Here is an 18,760-nt window from a genome sequence, read left to right on the forward strand (position 1 = left end):
ATCCAGCAAATGTGGGAGGCAGCCCTTCTTTATTACACACATTTATGACAGAATTGGATTTAGTTAAATACAATACCCTAAAGAAAATTGTTGACCCTTATGAAGCACTTCTATTTGATGTAGATGGGACATTGGCAGATAATATGGAGGCGCACAAGGCTGCGTATGTCGCTGCAGCACTTGAATATGGCGTAGCTCTTAATCCAGATTTGATTGACGAAACGGCTGGATGGCCGACCATAGCTGTTGCCGAGGAAATATCCATTCGATATGGCGTAAATTTTGACTTTGCGGTGTTTGCCAAAAGAAAGTCGACTATTTTCATAACACAATATGTTTCAAAAACTAAACCTATCGAGTTTGTTCGTCAAATATTATTACACTTTGAGCATACGAAAAAAATTGGAATAGTATCCGGAGGGACGCGTAGCACATTAGCGATTACATTAGACGTAATTGGAGTAGCCGACCGCTATAAAACGTTAGTATGTGCCGGTGATACACCCTTGGGAAAACCCTCTCACGAGCCTTTTACGCTCGCTGCACAAAATCTAGGGGTCTCACCAGAAGTATGTATTGTCTTAGAAGACGGGGATCCAGGTGTCCAGGGAGCTATCGCCGCAGGAATGAATTGGGTCCGAATCGACCAAATTTAGAATGTTGTCATTAGACGAATTCCGCCATTGGTGTAGTCCATATCCGCGCGACGGTATTCTCCAACCGGAATTTTGAAATAAGGTTCTACAGAAACACCGAATTTCTTGCCAATATTTACTTTCTTGCCGACAGACATAATGACGAAACCATTAAATCCATTGGAATTCACGTTCGTCTCAGCAGATTTTACAGTACGGGTCACTGCTTGCATACTTTTGGAAACCTGTTCTCCATTCTCTGGATAGCCATTAGCGAATGTCTCGTTATTAATGTTCTCTACATAATGTGCACTACGCTCTTGGTTTAAGATAGCAGAATAAGAAACACCCGCAGCTGCATATAGAGACGGATTAAAATTATATTTCATTTCCAACGGAATATCCAAAGATTGCACCCTTCCAGTGACAGCGTTCACATTAGGAAGAACCATGCTTGTTTGGAAACTAGCTTTATCTGCGCTTGCTAAAGAGTTCCTTTCAACGCTTACCGAAACGATTTCAGCACTGCTTTCCGAAACGGGATTTTTTATAATACCCATTTCATACGTGTTATAAGAAGCTCCCGTACGAAGGCTTATCTTTTTATTTAGGTTATAAGCAACTAACAGACCTCCACCCACACTCATTTTATCCGCAGTAGAGTTTGGAGAGACATAGAATCCCATGTCGAACCTTTCGCTGAGCCGCATAGACGATTGATTGGGTCTATTTTCAACTTCTTGTAGACTTAAATTTATAGGTGCAGCAGACGAAGCTAATACCATATTGCCTGCAGAGCCCGTCGAACTGAATTGTTTATCATGATATGAGATTGGTTTTATCGTCAACTGTGTCTTTGGAAGATGTTTATAATTAATTACATCAATTTTATTTTCAACCACTCCTTCGTATTGTTCAGGAATATAAACTAGCTTATTGTTACCTTCAAATTCGTTAAGATGTGATAGGTTATAGGCATTATCTTCCGAAGTTTGCAGGGTATTTTTTAAATTAGCTGGTACATCTTTTGTCGTTGATTTGGTGCTATTTGGTGTGTCGGGAAGATGGCTATTATCTTGCATCACAACCGTGTTAACAGTATCCACTGAAACAGGGATATCATTTTTCATCCATAAAGCAGCACCAATACCCAGTATAATAAGTGCCGCAGCAGCACCTAGCCGATAGTACAGTTTTATATTTGAAACCGAAGCATGTTGTTGGTTGCTTTGAAATTTTTCCCAAGCGCCCTCCTTGTAACCGCGATCCCGTTGAGATCGTAAACGAGTTACAAGTTCATCTATTATATCTTTATTTTCTTTCACTCTACCGTATAATTAAGAATGATGTATGTTTTGCAGTTCACTAACTTGATCCATGTATAATTTTCGTAATTTACTTTTCGCACGAGTCAAATAAGTCCGGGAGGTACTTTCAGGCACATTGAGTAGCTTCCCGATCTCTTCATGCGAATAACCCTCTATTTCATATAAGTTGAAAATAGAACGTTGAATTTCGGGTAGTTCATAAAGCAACTTAAGTATGTCTTGTTCTTCGAGTTTCGTAGATACCATTACAGCATGATGAACCAATTCTTTATCCGAAACGTCGTCTATAGATTCTATTTCTTTTTTTGCTCTCAACTTATCAATTGAGGTATTTACAGTAATTCGGGCTATCCAAGCTTTAAATGTCTTTTCCAACACCTCCTCGTCTTCATGAAAACTAAAAGCTTTTAACTTTCTGAACACTTTTACAAAAGATTCATTTACGATATCTTCCGCTTCCATTTCTTCCTGTATATATCGGAGAGCCACAGCCATCAAATACCCATAAAACTTTTTATAAATAAAAGATTTGCTCCGCTCAGTATCTGATACAACGCACTCATCCAAAGCCTTTTTTAAAGACAGCGGTGTGTTTTTTTTTAAGTATTTTGGCAAAATCTTCACGCGGGTATTATCCGTTCATTGATTTAAGTTAAGCAATTTATGCTCAATAGCCGAATTTATTACCATACAATCTATATGTTTTTTTAGTAAACGAATTTATCTCCCCCTTTGCTACACGCTCCATCATCAATTTTGTTACTATTTTAAATGATAATTATCCTCCTCTTTACCGCTCATTTTTTGTATTTTTAACTAAATAAAAACCTTGAGCCATGAAACCATCATGATTTTTCAAACCCCGTTAGGCCCCATGAGTACTAACAAGTATTAATTAAACACGAATAAATCACATTGTGGAATGAATAAAATCATGATAGATTCGTCACCTTTAAAACAATTTTATACAGATGAAAAACATATTATTTTCAACAGACTTCTCTGACGGGGCCAATAATGCCTTTTTATATGCGTTGCAATTGGCCAATCAATTGGACACCAAATTATACGTCTTATATTCCTATATTACTCCGGTTTTATCTACCACGCATGCCGGCCAGCCCGAATTATTAGGACAGGTGTATGAGCAAATCGAATTAACAAAATTTGATTATTATAAAAAACAAATCCCACAATTACATAATCTAGCGGAGGAACATAATTTAGATCATTCCAAAATGGTGTTTTTATTTGAGGAAGGAACTTTAGTAGCAGCTGTAAAGAAATCCGTACAGCAAGAGAATATTGCATTAGTAGTTATGGGAACCCACGGAGCCACCGGCTTTAGAAAAGAATTTATCGGCACTAACACCGTAAGTGTAATTCGCAATGTCAATGTTCCTGTGCTCGCTATCCCTGCAAAAGCAATCTATTCAGCGATACAGAAAGTTGCTTTTACTACACTATTTAGAGAAAAAGATCAGAATGCATTAAAAGAGATTCTTGATCTCGCCAAAATCGTAAATGCCACAGTTTATTGTACAAATGTGATTACAGAAAGCTCGAATCCTGCAGACGCCTTATTTTATGGCGAATCCTGGCGAAAGCTATTCCCTGATCGCAAATTAGAATTCTCATTTTTACAAAATGAAGATACGGTAGAAAATACGATCAATAAATTTATTAAAGAAAATAATATAGACTTATTAGCCATTGTAAAAAGGAATCGTACTTTCTTCGATCGATTATTTTCATCCAGTTTGACGAATAATCTAACATTTCACGCTGAAATACCTATTTTAGTGTTTCATGAAGAATAATGGGCATGGATCATCTAATAAAAAAACTGGAAAAGTCGAAAAGTATCAATGACATAGTCACGAAGTTTACGCTTATTGTAGATGAGAATCAATTGGTTCATGGTGCATTATTTTTTATTCCAGTAGAGAATAGGGATTATAAAGTAATGATCCCCGCACCTTATCACGAAATTTTGATTGCCGATGTCCTACCGACTTATAAAAAGATCTTAAATCATAAAGAAGCACTATTACTTAAATAAAACATGAATAAAAATCTAAAAATCTTATTATTATCTATTCTTACATTTGTACTATTTTCTGCTTATAAACAGGATCAAACAATTACGATATATCTCGTCGGCGATTCTACAATGGCCGATAAAGATAGTACCAAATACCCTGAGAACGGCTGGGGGACACCCTTTAAATGGTTCTTTTCCAAAGATATTAAAGTAGAGAACCATGCTAAAAATGGAAAAAGCACCAAGTCATTTCTCAACGAAGGTAGATGGAATAAAATAAAAGAAACACTTAAGGAGGGAGACTATGTCTTTATTCAATTTGGACACAATGACGAAATACCGACGAAAAAATCGGCGACAACACCTGAAGAGTTTGAGACGAATTTAACATTGTATATCAATGAAACACGCCAGTTGAAGGCTACACCTATACTCTTAACATCCGTAGCTAGGCGTAGTTTCGAAAATAACCTTTTAATTGACACCCACAAGGAATACGCCAATATCACGAGAGAAGTAGCTAAAGCGACCAATACCTCAATTATAGACGTTACAACGTCGAGTATGCAACTTTTGAATCAACTAGGGCCTGAAAGATCCAAAGATCTATTTTTACACTTAGAACCATTACAGAATCCTAATTACCCAAAAGGCGTAGTTGATAATACCCATTTTAATGAATTTGGTGCAAGAAGGATAGCGGAACTTGTATTAAACGAACTAAAAACGTTAGACATCCCCTTAACAGATTTTATCGGCTATAAATGAAAGAATATAACAATTAACAATTCCTCCGAAATGTGTTTTTCGGCAAGTTCCCTGATACTTGGTTTACTTAGTCCGTAAACAACATGGGCACTATTTTGTTTTATAATGAATAATTAAGAATAAAAAATCAACTTATATATCAACACAATGACTAGACTATTAACAGCTTTATTTTTATCATCATCCATTGCGGCGCTGTCTTCTTGCGGTAATGGTAGTGAAGCACGGGAAGGCAATACGGATAAAACTTCGACCGATAGTATTTACCCAGCTGTAGAGAAAAACAAACCAAACGCAAATTATCCCCCTGCCTTTGAGGGCCAAACACGTATTGCGGGAGTCAAAACTACAACACCTTTCGAAGGAAAGGTAATTGCCAAAGGTTTAAAATCGCCATGGGGTATCGCGGTCCTTCCCGATGGAAGATTTTTGGTTACAGAGAAAGAAGGTGATATGCGTATTGTATCATCTACAGGAGAAATTAGTGAAGGCATAACAGGCATACCCGAAGTAGCTGCTTCGGGACAAGGAGGTTTGTTGGGACTGACATTGGATCCAAAATTTGAAAGTAACCGAATGGTGTACTGGGTGTTTTCTCAACCTGTCGATGGTGGAAATTTAACTGCAGTTGCAAAAGGTAAATTATCAGCAGATGAAAAAACCATCGAAGGCGCAACAGTAATTTATCAGGCTGGCCCTGCTCACAAGGGAAATTTACATTTCGGAGGTCGTATTACGTTTGATAAAAACGGCCATCTTTTCGTTAGTACCGGGGAGCGTTCGGACAAAGAAACACGTCCGTTAGCACAGAGTCTAACAGCCGGACTAGGAAAAATATTACGTATCACAACAGATGGTAAAGCCGTAGAAGGCAATCCATTTACTGGACACGCAGATGCTTTACCTGAAATATATTCCTACGGACACCGCAATGTACAGGGGCTAGCATTTCATCCAGAGACAGGAGATCTATGGGAGACTGAATTCGGTCCACGTGGGGGCGACGAACTGAATCGCGTAGAAATAGGTAAGAATTATGGTTGGCCTACAATTACTTATGGATTGGAGTATAGCGGCAAAGAAATCGGAACCCCTCCTATTCAACAACAAGACGGGTTAGAACAGCCTGCATATTATTGGGATCCTGTTTTATCGCCTAGTGGAATCGCTTTCTACACAGGCGCTGCAATTCCCGAATGGAAAAACAGCTTATTTATTACCGGTTTAAGCAGCATGCATATTGCCCGTATTGTAATAAAGGATAATAAAGTTGTTGGTGAAGAACGGTTACTCGACCGGGAAGGCGAGCGATTTAGAGACATCATTCAAGGTAACGATGATGCACTATATAGTATTACAGATGGGGGTAAACTCTATCGCATCGGAAGTAAATAATTAGCTGTCTGTAATGTGATAACTAATTACTATTAGGGGCTGTTCAAAAAAGGTTATCGCCCTTAAAAACGCTTCATTGCGAGGAAGAATGACGAAGCAATCTGCGTTTTTAACATCGTCAGATTGCTTCACCATCGTCCCTTCGGTTCGCTGATGACGATGTTATGCTTTTTAGCCCCTTTTTTATAAGTTCACCTACCTGTCCCAAACTTCTTATTCAATAGTTTGTTATATACTATATAGATAAACAAAATCTCTCGCTTGTCTAAACCTGGGAGGTTAGAACTATAACGCTATAGATATGAATACGAAAACAATAGGTATAGTAGTCGGAAGTTTACGCAAGGAATCTTTTAATAAAAAAGTAGCTCATTTTCTGACTACTGTCGCACCGCAAAATTTAACATTCCAAACCATTGAGATCGGCGACTTGCCGCTCTACAATCAGGATTTTGATGAAGAAGGAAGCCCTGAAAGTTATATCCGGCTTCGAAAAGAGATAAAAGCACTCGATGCCATTCTCTTTGTCACACCAGAATACAACCGCTCGGTACCCGGTGTATTAAAAAACGCGCTGGACGCTGCTTCACGTCCCTACGGTCAGAATGCGTGGCAGGGAAAACCGGCTGCAGTTGTCAGTGTTTCGATTGGAAATATCAGCGGATTTGGAGCAAATCACCACCTGAGACAATCCTTAGCATATTTAGATATGCCGACAATGCCGCAACCTGAAATGTATCTGGGAGATATTGCCAACAATTTGGACGAACAAGGGAATTTTAAAGATCCTAAAACAATTGAATTCTTAACATCATTTATGGATGCCTTTGCGAATTGGATAAATAAATTTTAAAAAGCATGTCTTTATTGCTTCTGTAGTTCCCAGGCCACTACTAATTTGGCCATCATATTATAACGCTCCAAACCCTCTGGTTGGTTATTGTGTTTCAGATATCCCGAATAAAAGATAGCTGTGACGCGGTCTACCCATCCTAAATAGCGTTTCCAGAATTCCCGTTCCTCCAGCAAATCGGCTTTTACCAACGGAGAAAGTTTATTTAGGTAGCTTTTGTATAATTCTTTGTCTTTATATAAAGGCTTTAATAAATATTGGATTGCCTCATAATAAGCCGAATAGCGATACCAAGCATTCTCATTATTCATCAATTTACGGAAAGCGATGAAATTACACTCGTCTTCGAACCCAATTCCCATTTGATGCGCTAGTTCATGAATAGTCGTAAAAGGATAAGATTGAATTGGAATATTTTGATTGACGTGAACTTCTTGTGTGAACGGATTAAAATAACCCGTAACGGTAAAATAACTCACCAATTCACTAGATAAGGGCATTTTGCTATGAACTTGTGTTTTGGATAGCATCGGTGCAAACAGGTGATCGTTTCGCATCAAACTTCTTAATTCCTTATTCGCGATTTCTTTCGATTTGGATGATAAATCCAATCCCACGCGCAAATCATTTGCCCGTAAAATATATTTCTCCAACACATGCAAGTGATCTGCTTGTGAAATATGTGCTACATTCAACTGCATATGCTCCCCCAGAGGCACCCGATAGTAGTTCGTACCCCAACTTACATAAAAATAGGTATAGAGAAAAAGAATAAATACCGTGAGTTGTAGAATACGGCGGTAGAAAGTAGCATAATTTTTCCGGAACAGCGATTTGATACAAAGAAATAAAAATCCTACACTGGTAATAATGCAACATCCATAAAAAATATCCCCTACGCTGAATGGTATCCAAGCGAATAAGATAACAGGTAAATAGGAAACAGCAGGATAAAAAATCCTAGAATAATAAGCCTCTACTCTTTGCGGATCTTGGTTAAATAAATATAAAAAAAGCTGGATTACCAACAGGATTCCAATTGTCCAATAATACCTTTTGTAAGACCCCATTACTATATATCGATAACTATTATTTTATTTAGCCTTCATTTTCAAAAAAGAGCTTGTAATAATTCATACCCTTATCCTCATCATACCCTTGCTCAAGATATTCTCTCTTTCCATGTACATAAATATGAAAATTCTTATCCAGTTTAATAACACTTTTATAAGAAGACTGCATTTTTTTAACAGCAGGGTTTGCGATGTCAAAATTGGTTTGAAAAGGCATATCAAATTCATCGGCAAGGGATTGTTTATAGTCATCAAACAAACTTGCTGCTTTTGGATTAGCGATCACTTCTTCTTCGAATTCAGCTTTATCAAATGTTTCTTTTGTCTTGAAATAGTTCATCGACCGATTTAGTAAATCAATTTTATCCGCGGTTTCAAGTTCGAATACTTCGTCCAATTTCTCATTTACAAAATTTTTATACACCTTCATTAAGTTGCCCGTTTGCTGATAATTGTCATTGCGCGACTTTATTTTTAAAAATTCGTCTTTCCAATATACAGCCTCAGATTGATTCGTTTGGTCAATTACCAATACCTTATACCCTTCTTCCGACTCATCGTTGATGATAACGACACCTTTATCTAATTTATTTATATTAATAGCCTCTCGTTCATAATTCAATTGAAAACCACCCTGTTGAGGCTGTACTTTTAGGTACGTTTCTTTGTTTTCCGATTTGAATATACCGATGGCATTGCGCTCCTCACCCTCCATCTGTATATTTTTTAAGGAAACTACATATACCTCTCCCGACTTGATTTTCGGGTGCTCAGACACCTCGTACAAGTGTTTTGTAACCTGTTGTGAAAATTCGTGAAAGAGAATCTTTTCCTGGAAATATTTATGTGCAAAATGATAGAGTTCGTTTAATTGAAGTTCCTCATTGGGATGATAAAATCGATATACTTCATTAGCCTTTGTAAAAGGTTTCATAAAATAGTGCATTAACAGCTCAGGAAGAATCTCATCCTCGGCTAAATCCACTGGATTATCAGACAATACGTAAAATTCATCATTGGTTTTATTTCCCACATGATGAATGGATAAGTTTTCAAATACGGCGTCTTGATGGAAAAACATATGTTCTTTTTTAATTAAAAATTATAAATATCTGTTGCTGTCCGGAACGTTCCGACATGCGCGTTTACAATATCTTTAATGTGAGGCGAATAACCTCCTCCCATACTGATTTGAAGGGGTGTTTTTTTGTCAAAGCATGTTTGTAGGATCATTTGATCGCGTTTTCTGACACCTTGAGGTGAAATTTTAAGTTTCCCCAATTTGTCCGTTTTCAAAATATCCACTCCCGCTTGGTAAAATACAAAATCAGGATTTACTTCCTCAAATAAATGATCTATATGTTGCGCTAAAAGTGTCAAATAATTTTCATCCGAGATACCATCTTCCAATGGAAGATCGAGAAAAGAGCGTTCTTTGACAAAAGGAAAATTTTTATCACAATGCATTGAAAATGTAAATATTGCAGAATGGTTCTGGAAAATATGAGCTGTACCATTACCTTGGTGTACATCGAGGTCAATAATCAGTATTCGATCGGCGATACGATGTATATATAAATAAGCAGCGGCAATAGCCTGATCATTCAATAAACAGAAACCTTCTCCAAAATCAAATCCGGCATGATGCGTCCCTCCTGCCGTATTAAATGATATGCCAAATTGTTGTGCGTATAAAGCCGACTGAATAGTCCCATCCACAATGTAGCGCTCTCGATCGACCAATCTCCGAGATAACGGAAAGCCAATGCGTCGAATCATCTTCGCATCCAATTGCAACTCTAACAAGCTGGTAACATAAGATTCGTCATGTGCCAAACAAATAGCCTCTTTTAAAGCAAGTTGTGGTTCAAAAAAGTTATCAGGCACGACCAACCCCTCATATAACAATTGTTCCGGGATCAATTCATACTTCAACATAGGAAAGCGGTGACCTTCAGGCAACGGGTGAATATATGCTTTATGATGTGCTATTTTTAACAAAGTGTCCTTTTTTATTCCCTGCGAAAATACAAAGAACTAAATAATTCTTATCTTAGAAATTCGAATAATCGCAATTATTAAAAATGGAAGAAATAAAAGAATTACCTCAATTATCCGCCGAAGAATTACGTGTGTTGGGATCATTATTGGAAAAATCTAAAACAACGCCCGAATATTATCCAATGACAGTCAACAGTTTGCAATCGGCATGTAACCAGAAAACATCCCGTAAACCGGTCGTGTCTTACGATGAGAACACGATTATAACAACCTTAGATACGCTAAAAAAACGCGGCTTGGTTTCAACGGTAGTTGGTGGAGGTAGTCGAGTTACTAAATATAAACACAATTTGGCCATTCATTTCCCGTTACTCCCTTCCGAATTAGCTGCATTATGCCTTCTTATCTTACGTGGTCCGCTTACTGCGGGTGAAATTAACAGCAATTCAGGTCGATTATACGAATTTGAAACACTAGACGAAGTTCAGGATCTCTTGAATAAATTAAGTGTAGAAGAACCAGCTTATGTAAAGCAGCTGCCTAAGCGCCCTGGCCAAAAAGAAGCTCGATTTGTTCATCTATTTGGGGAAGTAAATGAAGAAGACTACGATTTGCCGCAGATTGCCAATAATAACGATTCACAGGTTCAGGCATTGGAAGATAGAGTAGCTACTTTAGAAGAACAATTAAATGCATTACGAACAGAGTTCGATAAGCTAATAGCGGAATTAACGTAAGTAAGTTGAGCCGGAAAGAAATTTATCTAAGTTCGTAGTAGATAATAGTATTAAAACATGATAAGAAATATATTATTGAGCTATATCACGCTCTCCATATGTACTTTTTGTAACGCGCAGACATTCACGTTACAGGTTCAAAAGGATAGCGTAAGCTTCCGTGGATTAGATACATTCGGAGAGGATGTTGTCTGGGTTTCGGGCAACAAAGGTACTGTTGGATATTCAAAAGACAAGGGAAAAAACTGGAATTGGGTCAACCCGAAAGATTATGGAGAAGTAGACTTTCGTGATATCAAAACCTTTTCAGCGAAAGAAGCCGTTATCATAAGTGCGGGTACGCCGGCAGTGATTCTTCGAACGAAAAATGGAGGGAAGTCATGGGAAAAGGTCTTTTCCGATGAGCGGACAGAAGTGTTTTTTGATGCAGTGGATTTTGAGGGTAAAACTGGATACGTTTTAGGTGATCCGCTAGACGGCAGCTTTCAATTGCTTAAATCAACGAACAAGGGCAAATCTTGGAAAGATATTAGCGAGCAGATGTACCTCATCGCCGATGATGGCGAAGTAGCTTTCGCCGCGTCTGGATCTTCTATTCAATTGCTAAATGGGGTATTATATGTTGGTACCGGAGGCACATATTCCAGCCTTTTCAACTATGACCCCAAAAATTTACGTGTGGATAAATTTGATTGCCCAATTTGGTCCGGGAATTCGTCCACGGGAATATTTGCGATCGATTTTTACGATCTATTTAACGGGATAGTCGTCGGGGGTGACTATTTGCAGGATGGGGATAATAGAAATAACGTATTAATTACAAGGGACGGTGGTAAAAACTGGATTAAGCCTCAGCTACCGGTCTCTGGTTTTAGATCTGATGTTTTATTTCTTACGAAGGAGAAAGTAATCGTTACAGGAACGTCTGGAACGGATTTATCTGCCGATGGCGGTATGAACTGGAAAAATATCTCTGAATTAAGTTTCAATACGATAGCGAAGAGTAAATCGGGGAAACAGCTCTATTTAACCAATTCAAAAGGTCAGATATATACGCTAGAACTAAACTAAAAAAAAAGAGGCTGTATCATAAGTAAACTATGTCGTCATTTCGACGAGGAACGAGGAGAAATCTAAAAGCATGAACAATTTAAGATCATTGACTCCCAGCACTTTATATGTATCGTTAGATTTCTCCCGCTGGTCGAAATGACGGTCAGGCTAATTACCCGAACTTTTGATACAGCCCCTTTCAAGAATCTATATATAGTATAATCATTTCGATTTATCCCAACGGCTCTAAATATTGCGCGTAGGCGTATCCTTCTTCACCATCTTTTGTGCGCACCAGCCACCATTGGTCATTGGCACGACTGATCAGCGTAATTATTTCATCTTTAGCGGCCTTACCCAATATAGGTTGATCAGTTCCCGGGCCCTTACGTATGTTCAGGCTAGAGTTTTCTGTTTTCACCCGCACTTGGCTTCCAGCTACTGCGGTAGAAACATCTACATTCATGACAACATCACCTGTTAAAAAATTAGGATCAATTTGATTGTAGATATCCCAAAGCTTATTTTTTACGTCAGCATTTGGAGCCGTTCCCCGTATTTGCAACACGCCTTCTTGTTCAGCTACCTGCAAATCTGATATACCGGAACCCCGAGCGGTATCTATCAGCACTTTATATTTGTCAATTAATGCCATAATGTTTATTCTAATGTTAGACGGAAATTATTGAACTGTTACTCCAGATAGATCCACTTTTTTTGGATTAAGCGCATCTAACGACTGTTTTAACGTTTGAATACGAGCTTGTTCTACTGTTCCTGTAACGGTAATCACCCCATCATTTACCGTAGCTGTTACCGATGGAAAATCTTTTGTAGCATCCGCAACTTTGGCTGTCAGATCCGCCGTGTCGGTGTTTATTTCAATGGGCTGGATTACAATATCGTTTATAACTGATTTGACAGCCTTATTATCTGCTGACTTTGCAGATGTCTCGAGGACCCTCTTTTCATCTTCAGTCGTTACCGTACCTGATAAGGTAACAACCCCTTCGTTAACATCCACCAATACATTGGGATTTGAACCAATTGCTGTTTCCACTTTTGCTTTTAAGTCAGCGTCGGAAATTTTAGGTTTACAGGAAATGATACTTACGGTTAATGCTCCCGATAGCAGGATCACTGATAATGCATGTTTGAGATTCATAATGTTTAAAGTTTAATTATTTAACACGAGTTTCACTCTTCCAAAACGCCTGAAATAAGAAATTGTTTTAAAAATAAATGCTCGGGTTGATCATAACATTATCGTACATGAAGAATAGTATTTTTCTTCTGATTAAACTCAAAGGTGTCATTTGTCTTTTTTCCCCATAGTGTCTGGCCGATTGGAGAAGCGGGAGAAACAACAAAAATTGACATTCCAGACACGGTAATCGCTCCTATACTAATGGATAAAAAATAAACACCATTATTAGTTGTAATCACACTGCCTAATAGCGCTTCTTCGTGATCGATCTCGGAATTTATTTGTAGAAGTACATTTTTGTCTGTATTTGCAATATTCAATTGGGACTGATAACGGTTAAAATCTTGTTGAATCATTTCCCGACTCGTTTCGTATTTATCACCAGCGCTACTTTTCGTTTCTTCGGTTAATGCATATTGTGCATCATCGATGGCCCTATCGATTTCCTGTATCCTGCTTTGCACATGTTCGAAACAAACATTCACAATCTCTCTTTTAGTTGGTATCTCCATATCAGTATGATTAAAAAAGCGTCATTGTGAGAAAGTTTCTCGCAATGACGCCAATTTATAATTTTGGGCAGCCTTTTTTAAAATAAATTCAGTGCCCTTTATTATGATGTACTAATTCTTTAAAGCTTCTTTGATATTTTTAGCTTTTCTTTCTGCATCTTGCGCAGCTTTATTAGCAACTTCGCCTGTTTTATCAACAGCCTTATCGATTGCTTGTCCTGTTTTATCCGCCGCTCTTTTGGAAGCCTCTACAGCAGTATCGATTCCCCTACCTGTTGCATCAGCAGCCCGGCCTAAAGCAGCCTTCGTTCTTTCCCAAGCTGAGTTTGCATCGTCCAAAGCTTTTCGGGATGTTTCCTCCGCTTTTTTGTCACCTCTTTCTACAGCGGCTTCTAGATCCGCTTTTGCTTGGTTTACTTTCGCCTCCGCATCAGCAAGGTCCTTTTCTGTTTGTGCACGCGCGTGTGCAGCATGCTCATCAATAGTTTCCAATGTATGATCTAGATGTTCCCCAGCGGTGGTATCACCATCATGATTTTTATCTGCTGACGAAGGATTATTGCATGCGGAAAAAGTCAGACTACTGACAACAAAAGCTAATAATGCAATTTTTTTCATTTTTTCTCAAGTTTATAAGTTATAATTAATACAACTATTACACAATTTCTATGCCAAGGTACGAATCAAGCTATACACCATAAATAGTCCCTTTTGCCGCTTCAAGTGTATTCTTTAGTAATCCCACAATAGTCATTAATCCCACGCCACCAGGGACGGGGGTAATCCATGAAGATTTTTTCGAGACTTCATCAAAATCAACGTCACCATAAAGCTTGAAACCCGATTTTGTTTCCATAGAATCCTCCCTATTAATACCAACATCTATTACTATCGCACCTTCTTTGATCATATCAGCTGTTACAAAATTCTTTTTTCCGATAGCGGCTACAACGATATCGGCTCTTAAAACCTCTTCTTTAAGATCTTTAGTTCGGCTATGTGTAAGTGTTACCGTGCAGTTGCCCGGATTGCTGTTACGAGCTAATAAAATACTCATTGGAGAGCCAACAATATTACTCCGTCCAACGACAACGGCATGCTTACCGGAAGTGTCTATTCCATAATGGTCTAACATTAGCAGGATTCCATATGGGGTGGCTGGAATAAAGCAAGGTAGATTACGCTGCATACGGCCTAAGTTTATAGGATGAAAGCCGTCTACATCTTTCTTGTGATCGATCGCTTCCGTCACTTTTTCTGGATCAATGTGCTTTGGCAATGGCAATTGTACAATCAGACCGTCGATACTGCTATCTCTATTTATTTCAGCTATTTTAGCCAACAGTTCCTCTTCTGTCACATCTGCTTCATACCGAATATTTGTCGATTCAAATCCTACTAATTCACAGTTACGCATCTTACTGGCCACGTAGGTTTCACTTCCACCGTCGTTCCCAACAAGAATAGCGACTAAATGAGGTCTTCGACCGGATTGTGCAGTAAATTCTGCCGCCTCTTTCTTGATATCTTCTTTTATTTTAGCGGATACTTCTTTTCCGTTTAGTAATTTCATTTCTCTTAATTGTAGTGCCCAGGAGGTTATATTAATCCAATTTTAAAACTGCCATAAATGCCGATTGTGGAATTTCTACATTCCCAACCTGACGCATACGCTTTTTACCTTTTTTCTGTTTTTCTAATAATTTACGTTTACGGGAAATATCTCCGCCGTAACATTTCGCTGTTACATCTTTACGCAAGGCAGAGATTGTTTCTCTCGCAATTATTTTCGCACCGATAGATGCCTGGATACGAATTTCGAATTGTTGACGCGGTAAAAGTTCTTTCAGCTTTTCACATATCTTTTTACCGAAATCATAGGCATTACTACGGTGAATTAAGGAAGATAATGCGTCTACAGGTTCATCATTTAAACGAATATCCAGTTTCACCAAATCAGATTTACGATATCCGATCTGATGGTAATCAAAAGAGGCATAACCTTTAGAAATAGTTTTCAATTTGTCGTAGAAATCGAATACGATCTCGCCCATTGGCATTTCAAAGACAAGCTCTACCCTATCCGAAGTTAAATAAGACTGATTGATAATGGTACCTCTTTTTTGAATACAAAGCGACATTACCGAACCCACAAAATCGGACTTCGTGATAATATTTGCTTTAATATAAGGCTCTTCTATTGCATCCAATTTACTTGGATCTGGAAGATCCGACGGATTGTGAACCACTACCTCTTCGTTATCCTTCGTCAAATAAGCGCGATATGATACGTTTGGTACGGTCGTAATAACCGTCATGTTAAATTCACGCTCCAAACGTTCTTGGATAATCTCCATGTGCAACATGCCCAAGAACCCGCAACGGAATCCAAATCCAAGTGCTGCTGAAGATTCCGGTTCGAAAACCAATGAAGCATCATTTAACTGTAGACGATGCATCGACTCGCGTAATTCCTCGTAGTCCTCCGTATCCACAGGATAAATTCCCGCAAACACCATAGGTTTTACCTCTTCAAATCCCTGTATCGCCGCAGTACATGGACGATCTCTGTGCGTAATCGTATCTCCGACTTTTACTTCGCGCGCTTCTTTTATCCCAGAGATGATATAACCTACATCCCCTGTCTTAATGACATCTTTCGGAACTTGATTTAACTTTAGCGTGCCGATCTCATCTGCTGCATATTCTTTACCGGTAGCAACAAATTTTACTTTGTCACCTTTACGTATTTCACCATTTTCGACCTTAAAATAAGCCATTATTCCCCGAAAAGAGTTAAACACAGAATCAAAGATTAATGCTTGTAAGGGTCCATCGGCATCACCTACTGGGGCAGGTACACGTTCAATGATAGCGGTAAGGATATCTTCTATACCCATTCCAGTCTTACCTGAAGCAGGAATAATATCTTCACGTTTGCCACCGATCAACTCCACGATTTGATCTTTTACCTCTTCGGGCATTGCACCGGGCAAATCCATCTTGTTTAAGATAGGAATAATTTCTAAATCGTGCTCTAAAGCTAAATATAAGTTTGATATTGTTTGCGCCTGTATACCTTGGGCTGCATCCACAATCAAAAGAGCACCTTCGCAGGCAGCAATGGAACGGGAAACTTCGTACGAAAAATCGACGTGCCCTGGAGTATCAATGAGGTTTAAAATATAATTCTGTCCATCCTTAATATATTCCATTTGGATGGCATGGCTTTTTATCGTAATTCCACGTTCTCTTTCTAAATCCATATTATCCAAGAGCTGTGCTTGTGCCTCCCTTTGGGTAATGGTTTTTGTAAATTCCAATAGTCTATCTGCCAGCGTACTCTTTCCGTGGTCAATATGTGCTATAATACAAAAATTGCGTATATGCTTCATGTAGGTTTTTTGCCTTCTAAATAAACGCAAATATACTTTATTTCATGTAGATTTTTTCACATTATTAACAGCTTATTTATACGGGCTTAAAGTAACAGCACCGTTCGAGAACATTCTTCTTTAGTTAGCAAAAAGTGCTATTTTTGTTATTAAGCTGAATTCAAAAAAGACACCATGTAGTAAATACAAAATAAGGCAGTGATAATCAATGTTTATCACTACCTTATAAAAATTAACTATTAAAGTTCTTCATCGTGTTGAGAACGATCCAATCCTAAAACTTCGTCTTCTTCAACAACGCGAATAGGACTGATTAGATCGGTGATCTTCAGCAAAAGGAGTGAACCGAAAAACGCAAAAATAGAAACCACAACTAACGCTACCAAGTGTGCAACAAATAGCCCAGTTTCGCCAAAGAACAAACCATTAGTCGTCACTGCTGGATTTACAGCCGAACTAGCGAATACGCCAGTAAGCACCATCCCTACCATACCACCTACACCGTGACAAGGAAATACATCCAATGTATCATCAATTCCTTTTTTAGCTCTCCAAGTTACAACTAAATTACTAATGATGGCGGCTACAACCCCTATAAAAATAGAATGTTGAATCGTGACAAATCCTGCAGCAGGTGTGATAGCCACAAGCCCTACTACGGCACCTATACATGTTCCCATCGCTGAAGGTTTCTTACCTTTTAAAATATCAAAAAATATCCAAGATACGGCAGCCGCAGCTGAAGCAGTCGTAGTAGTCGCGAAGGCATATGCAGCTAATGTATTCGCTCCGCCCGCAGAACCAGCATTAAAACCAAACCAGCCAAACCATAGAAGAGCTGTTCCCAAGATTACATAGCTAATGCGTGCAGGATTATGTATTAAGTCCTTTCGCTTTTTTAAATACAATGCTGCAGCCAATGCGGCCCAACCTGCAGACATGTGAACAACTGTTCCTCCGGCAAAATCCAGCACACCGAAAGCTGCTAATATTCCCTCTGGATGCCATGTAGCATGCGCTAGAGGTGAATAGATAAAGACAGAAAACAAAAGAATGAAGATCATAAAAGAATTGAATTTCACCCGTTCTGCAAATGCTCCGGTAATTAGAGCTGGAGTAATAATTGCAAACTTAAGCTGAAACATCGCAAAAAGCACGATAGGAATGGTTGGTAACGCTCCCCATGAAGCATTTCCCAGCATTCCTTTCATCATAAAAAAGGTGCTCGGATTCCCGACAACCCCTCCTATATCATCTCCAAACGCTAAACTGAATCCAAATAGGACCCACAACAAAGTAATTAAGCACATACAGATGAACGACTGTAGCATCGTGGAGATTACATTTTTCTTGCTAACCATTCCCCCGTAAAAGAATGCAAGTCCTGGTGTCATAATGAGAACTAATGCAGAGGAAGTCAGCAGCCATGCTGTGTCACCTGTATCTAATTCCAACGTATCCAATAAAGATACCTCTGTAGCCGGAACCAGAAGACCTAATAAGGTCAACAATAGTAACAATAAAATAGGGATTGTTTTTTTCATAATTTAATTTTTAAATAGGTAAATAAGCAATTCAACAAAAAACACAAATAATAAGAACGATTTTTCAGGTTTAAATTGAAAAACATTCAAATTTATGTTGAATTTTTTGATAATTCCAAATTTTTTATTCAAAAAAGTTAAAATTTTATTAAAAAATACTTTTTTAAATAAAAAATATTCTATTTTTACATCAGCAAAAACAAAAATCAATACAA

20 protein-coding genes are annotated in these 18,760 nt (G+C 38.3%); 8 read left to right on the forward strand and 12 right to left on the reverse strand.

Annotated elements, in window-relative coordinates; all coding sequences use genetic code 11:
• Positions 1 to 44 precede the first annotated feature (44 nt).
• On the forward strand, positions 45 to 656 hold the full coding sequence (locus C4F40_RS04990) for an HAD family hydrolase (protein ID WP_196938255.1): 612 nt from the start codon (positions 45 to 47) through the stop codon (positions 654 to 656).
• Here the strand turns inward: C4F40_RS04990 and C4F40_RS04995 are convergent.
• Positions 653 to 1,960 carry an outer membrane beta-barrel protein gene (locus C4F40_RS04995; RefSeq protein WP_196938256.1) on the reverse strand — a complete coding sequence of 436 codons (1,308 nt, stop codon included), beginning with the start codon at positions 1,958 to 1,960 and terminating at the stop codon, positions 653 to 655. The genes C4F40_RS04990 and C4F40_RS04995 overlap by 4 nt on opposite strands.
• A gap of 12 nt (positions 1,961 to 1,972) precedes the next feature.
• Positions 1,973 to 2,530, reverse strand: a complete 558-nt coding sequence (locus C4F40_RS05000) for an RNA polymerase sigma factor (RefSeq protein WP_231389922.1) — start codon at positions 2,528 to 2,530, stop codon at positions 1,973 to 1,975.
• Positions 2,531 to 2,934: 404 nt separating this feature from the next.
• On the opposite strand from C4F40_RS05000, the gene C4F40_RS05005 reads away from it, so the two are divergent.
• The 5 genes from C4F40_RS05005 (at position 2,935) to C4F40_RS05025 (ending at position 7,023) form a co-directional block, all read left to right on the forward strand.
• A complete protein-coding gene (locus C4F40_RS05005; protein ID WP_196938258.1) occupies positions 2,935 to 3,783 on the forward strand; it encodes a universal stress protein in 849 nt (282 codons plus the stop codon).
• Positions 3,784 to 3,788: 5 nt separating this feature from the next.
• Complete coding sequence (locus C4F40_RS05010; protein WP_196938259.1) at positions 3,789 to 4,025, forward strand: hypothetical protein; 237 nt, start codon at positions 3,789 to 3,791, stop codon at positions 4,023 to 4,025.
• A gap of 3 nt (positions 4,026 to 4,028) precedes the next feature.
• Positions 4,029 to 4,775 (forward strand): rhamnogalacturonan acetylesterase, encoded by a 747-nt coding sequence (locus C4F40_RS05015; RefSeq protein ID WP_196938260.1) that lies wholly within the window; start codon positions 4,029 to 4,031, stop codon positions 4,773 to 4,775.
• 147 nt (positions 4,776 to 4,922) lie between these two features.
• The gene (locus C4F40_RS05020) at positions 4,923 to 6,170 is read left to right on the forward strand and encodes a PQQ-dependent sugar dehydrogenase (RefSeq protein WP_196938261.1); all 1,248 of its coding nucleotides are present in this window, start codon (positions 4,923 to 4,925) and stop codon (positions 6,168 to 6,170) included.
• Between the two features lie 301 nt (positions 6,171 to 6,471).
• A complete protein-coding gene (locus C4F40_RS05025) occupies positions 6,472 to 7,023 on the forward strand; it encodes an NADPH-dependent FMN reductase (RefSeq protein WP_196938262.1) in 552 nt (183 codons plus the stop codon).
• An 11-nt stretch (positions 7,024 to 7,034) separates the two neighbouring features.
• Here the strand turns inward: C4F40_RS05025 and C4F40_RS05030 are convergent, their stop codons facing one another.
• The 3 genes from C4F40_RS05030 to C4F40_RS05040 are packed head-to-tail and all read right to left on the reverse strand — an operon-like array spanning position 7,035 to position 10,097.
• Positions 7,035 to 8,093, reverse strand: a complete 1,059-nt coding sequence (locus C4F40_RS05030) for a DUF3810 domain-containing protein (protein ID WP_196938263.1) — start codon at positions 8,091 to 8,093, stop codon at positions 7,035 to 7,037.
• A gap of 28 nt (positions 8,094 to 8,121) precedes the next feature.
• Positions 8,122 to 9,177 carry a nucleoid-associated protein gene (locus C4F40_RS05035; RefSeq protein ID WP_196938264.1) on the reverse strand — a complete coding sequence of 352 codons (1,056 nt, stop codon included), beginning with the start codon at positions 9,175 to 9,177 and terminating at the stop codon, positions 8,122 to 8,124.
• A 14-nt stretch (positions 9,178 to 9,191) separates the two neighbouring features.
• Complete coding sequence (locus C4F40_RS05040; protein WP_231389923.1) at positions 9,192 to 10,097, reverse strand: histone deacetylase family protein; 906 nt, start codon at positions 10,095 to 10,097, stop codon at positions 9,192 to 9,194.
• Positions 10,098 to 10,180: 83 nt separating this feature from the next.
• On the opposite strand from C4F40_RS05040, the gene C4F40_RS05045 reads away from it, so the two are divergent.
• Positions 10,181 to 10,834 (forward strand): YceH family protein, encoded by a 654-nt coding sequence (locus C4F40_RS05045; protein ID WP_196938265.1) that lies wholly within the window; start codon positions 10,181 to 10,183, stop codon positions 10,832 to 10,834.
• A gap of 57 nt (positions 10,835 to 10,891) precedes the next feature.
• Positions 10,892 to 11,905 carry a WD40/YVTN/BNR-like repeat-containing protein gene (locus C4F40_RS05050; protein WP_196938266.1) on the forward strand — a complete coding sequence of 338 codons (1,014 nt, stop codon included), beginning with the start codon at positions 10,892 to 10,894 and terminating at the stop codon, positions 11,903 to 11,905.
• A 214-nt stretch (positions 11,906 to 12,119) separates the two neighbouring features.
• On the opposite strand, the gene C4F40_RS05055 is transcribed toward C4F40_RS05050, so the two are convergent.
• From C4F40_RS05055 to C4F40_RS05085, 7 genes are all read right to left on the reverse strand, one after another.
• Positions 12,120 to 12,542 carry an SH3 domain-containing protein gene (locus C4F40_RS05055; RefSeq protein ID WP_196938267.1) on the reverse strand — a complete coding sequence of 141 codons (423 nt, stop codon included), beginning with the start codon at positions 12,540 to 12,542 and terminating at the stop codon, positions 12,120 to 12,122.
• A gap of 27 nt (positions 12,543 to 12,569) precedes the next feature.
• Positions 12,570 to 13,052, reverse strand: a complete 483-nt coding sequence (locus tag C4F40_RS05060) for a BON domain-containing protein (RefSeq protein ID WP_196938268.1) — start codon at positions 13,050 to 13,052, stop codon at positions 12,570 to 12,572.
• Between the two features lie 98 nt (positions 13,053 to 13,150).
• Positions 13,151 to 13,606 (reverse strand): GreA/GreB family elongation factor, encoded by a 456-nt coding sequence (locus C4F40_RS05065; protein WP_196938269.1) that lies wholly within the window; start codon positions 13,604 to 13,606, stop codon positions 13,151 to 13,153.
• 111 nt (positions 13,607 to 13,717) lie between these two features.
• Complete coding sequence (locus tag C4F40_RS05070; protein ID WP_196938270.1) at positions 13,718 to 14,224, reverse strand: hypothetical protein; 507 nt, start codon at positions 14,222 to 14,224, stop codon at positions 13,718 to 13,720.
• Between the two features lie 70 nt (positions 14,225 to 14,294).
• On the reverse strand, positions 14,295 to 15,179 hold the full coding sequence (locus C4F40_RS05075; protein WP_196938271.1) for a bifunctional 5,10-methylenetetrahydrofolate dehydrogenase/5,10-methenyltetrahydrofolate cyclohydrolase: 885 nt from the start codon (positions 15,177 to 15,179) through the stop codon (positions 14,295 to 14,297).
• 31 nt (positions 15,180 to 15,210) lie between these two features.
• Positions 15,211 to 17,001, reverse strand: a complete 1,791-nt coding sequence (gene lepA, locus C4F40_RS05080) for a translation elongation factor 4 (RefSeq protein ID WP_196938272.1) — start codon at positions 16,999 to 17,001, stop codon at positions 15,211 to 15,213.
• 239 nt (positions 17,002 to 17,240) lie between these two features.
• Entirely contained in the window at positions 17,241 to 18,545 is a 1,305-nt protein-coding gene (locus C4F40_RS05085) for an ammonium transporter (protein WP_196938273.1), read from the reverse strand.
• Positions 18,546 to 18,760: the final 215 nt, after the last annotated feature.

This window comes from Sphingobacterium pedocola, assembly GCF_015209965.1.
In the GTDB taxonomy this organism is placed as follows: Bacteria; Bacteroidota; Bacteroidia; order Sphingobacteriales; family Sphingobacteriaceae; genus Sphingobacterium; species Sphingobacterium pedocola.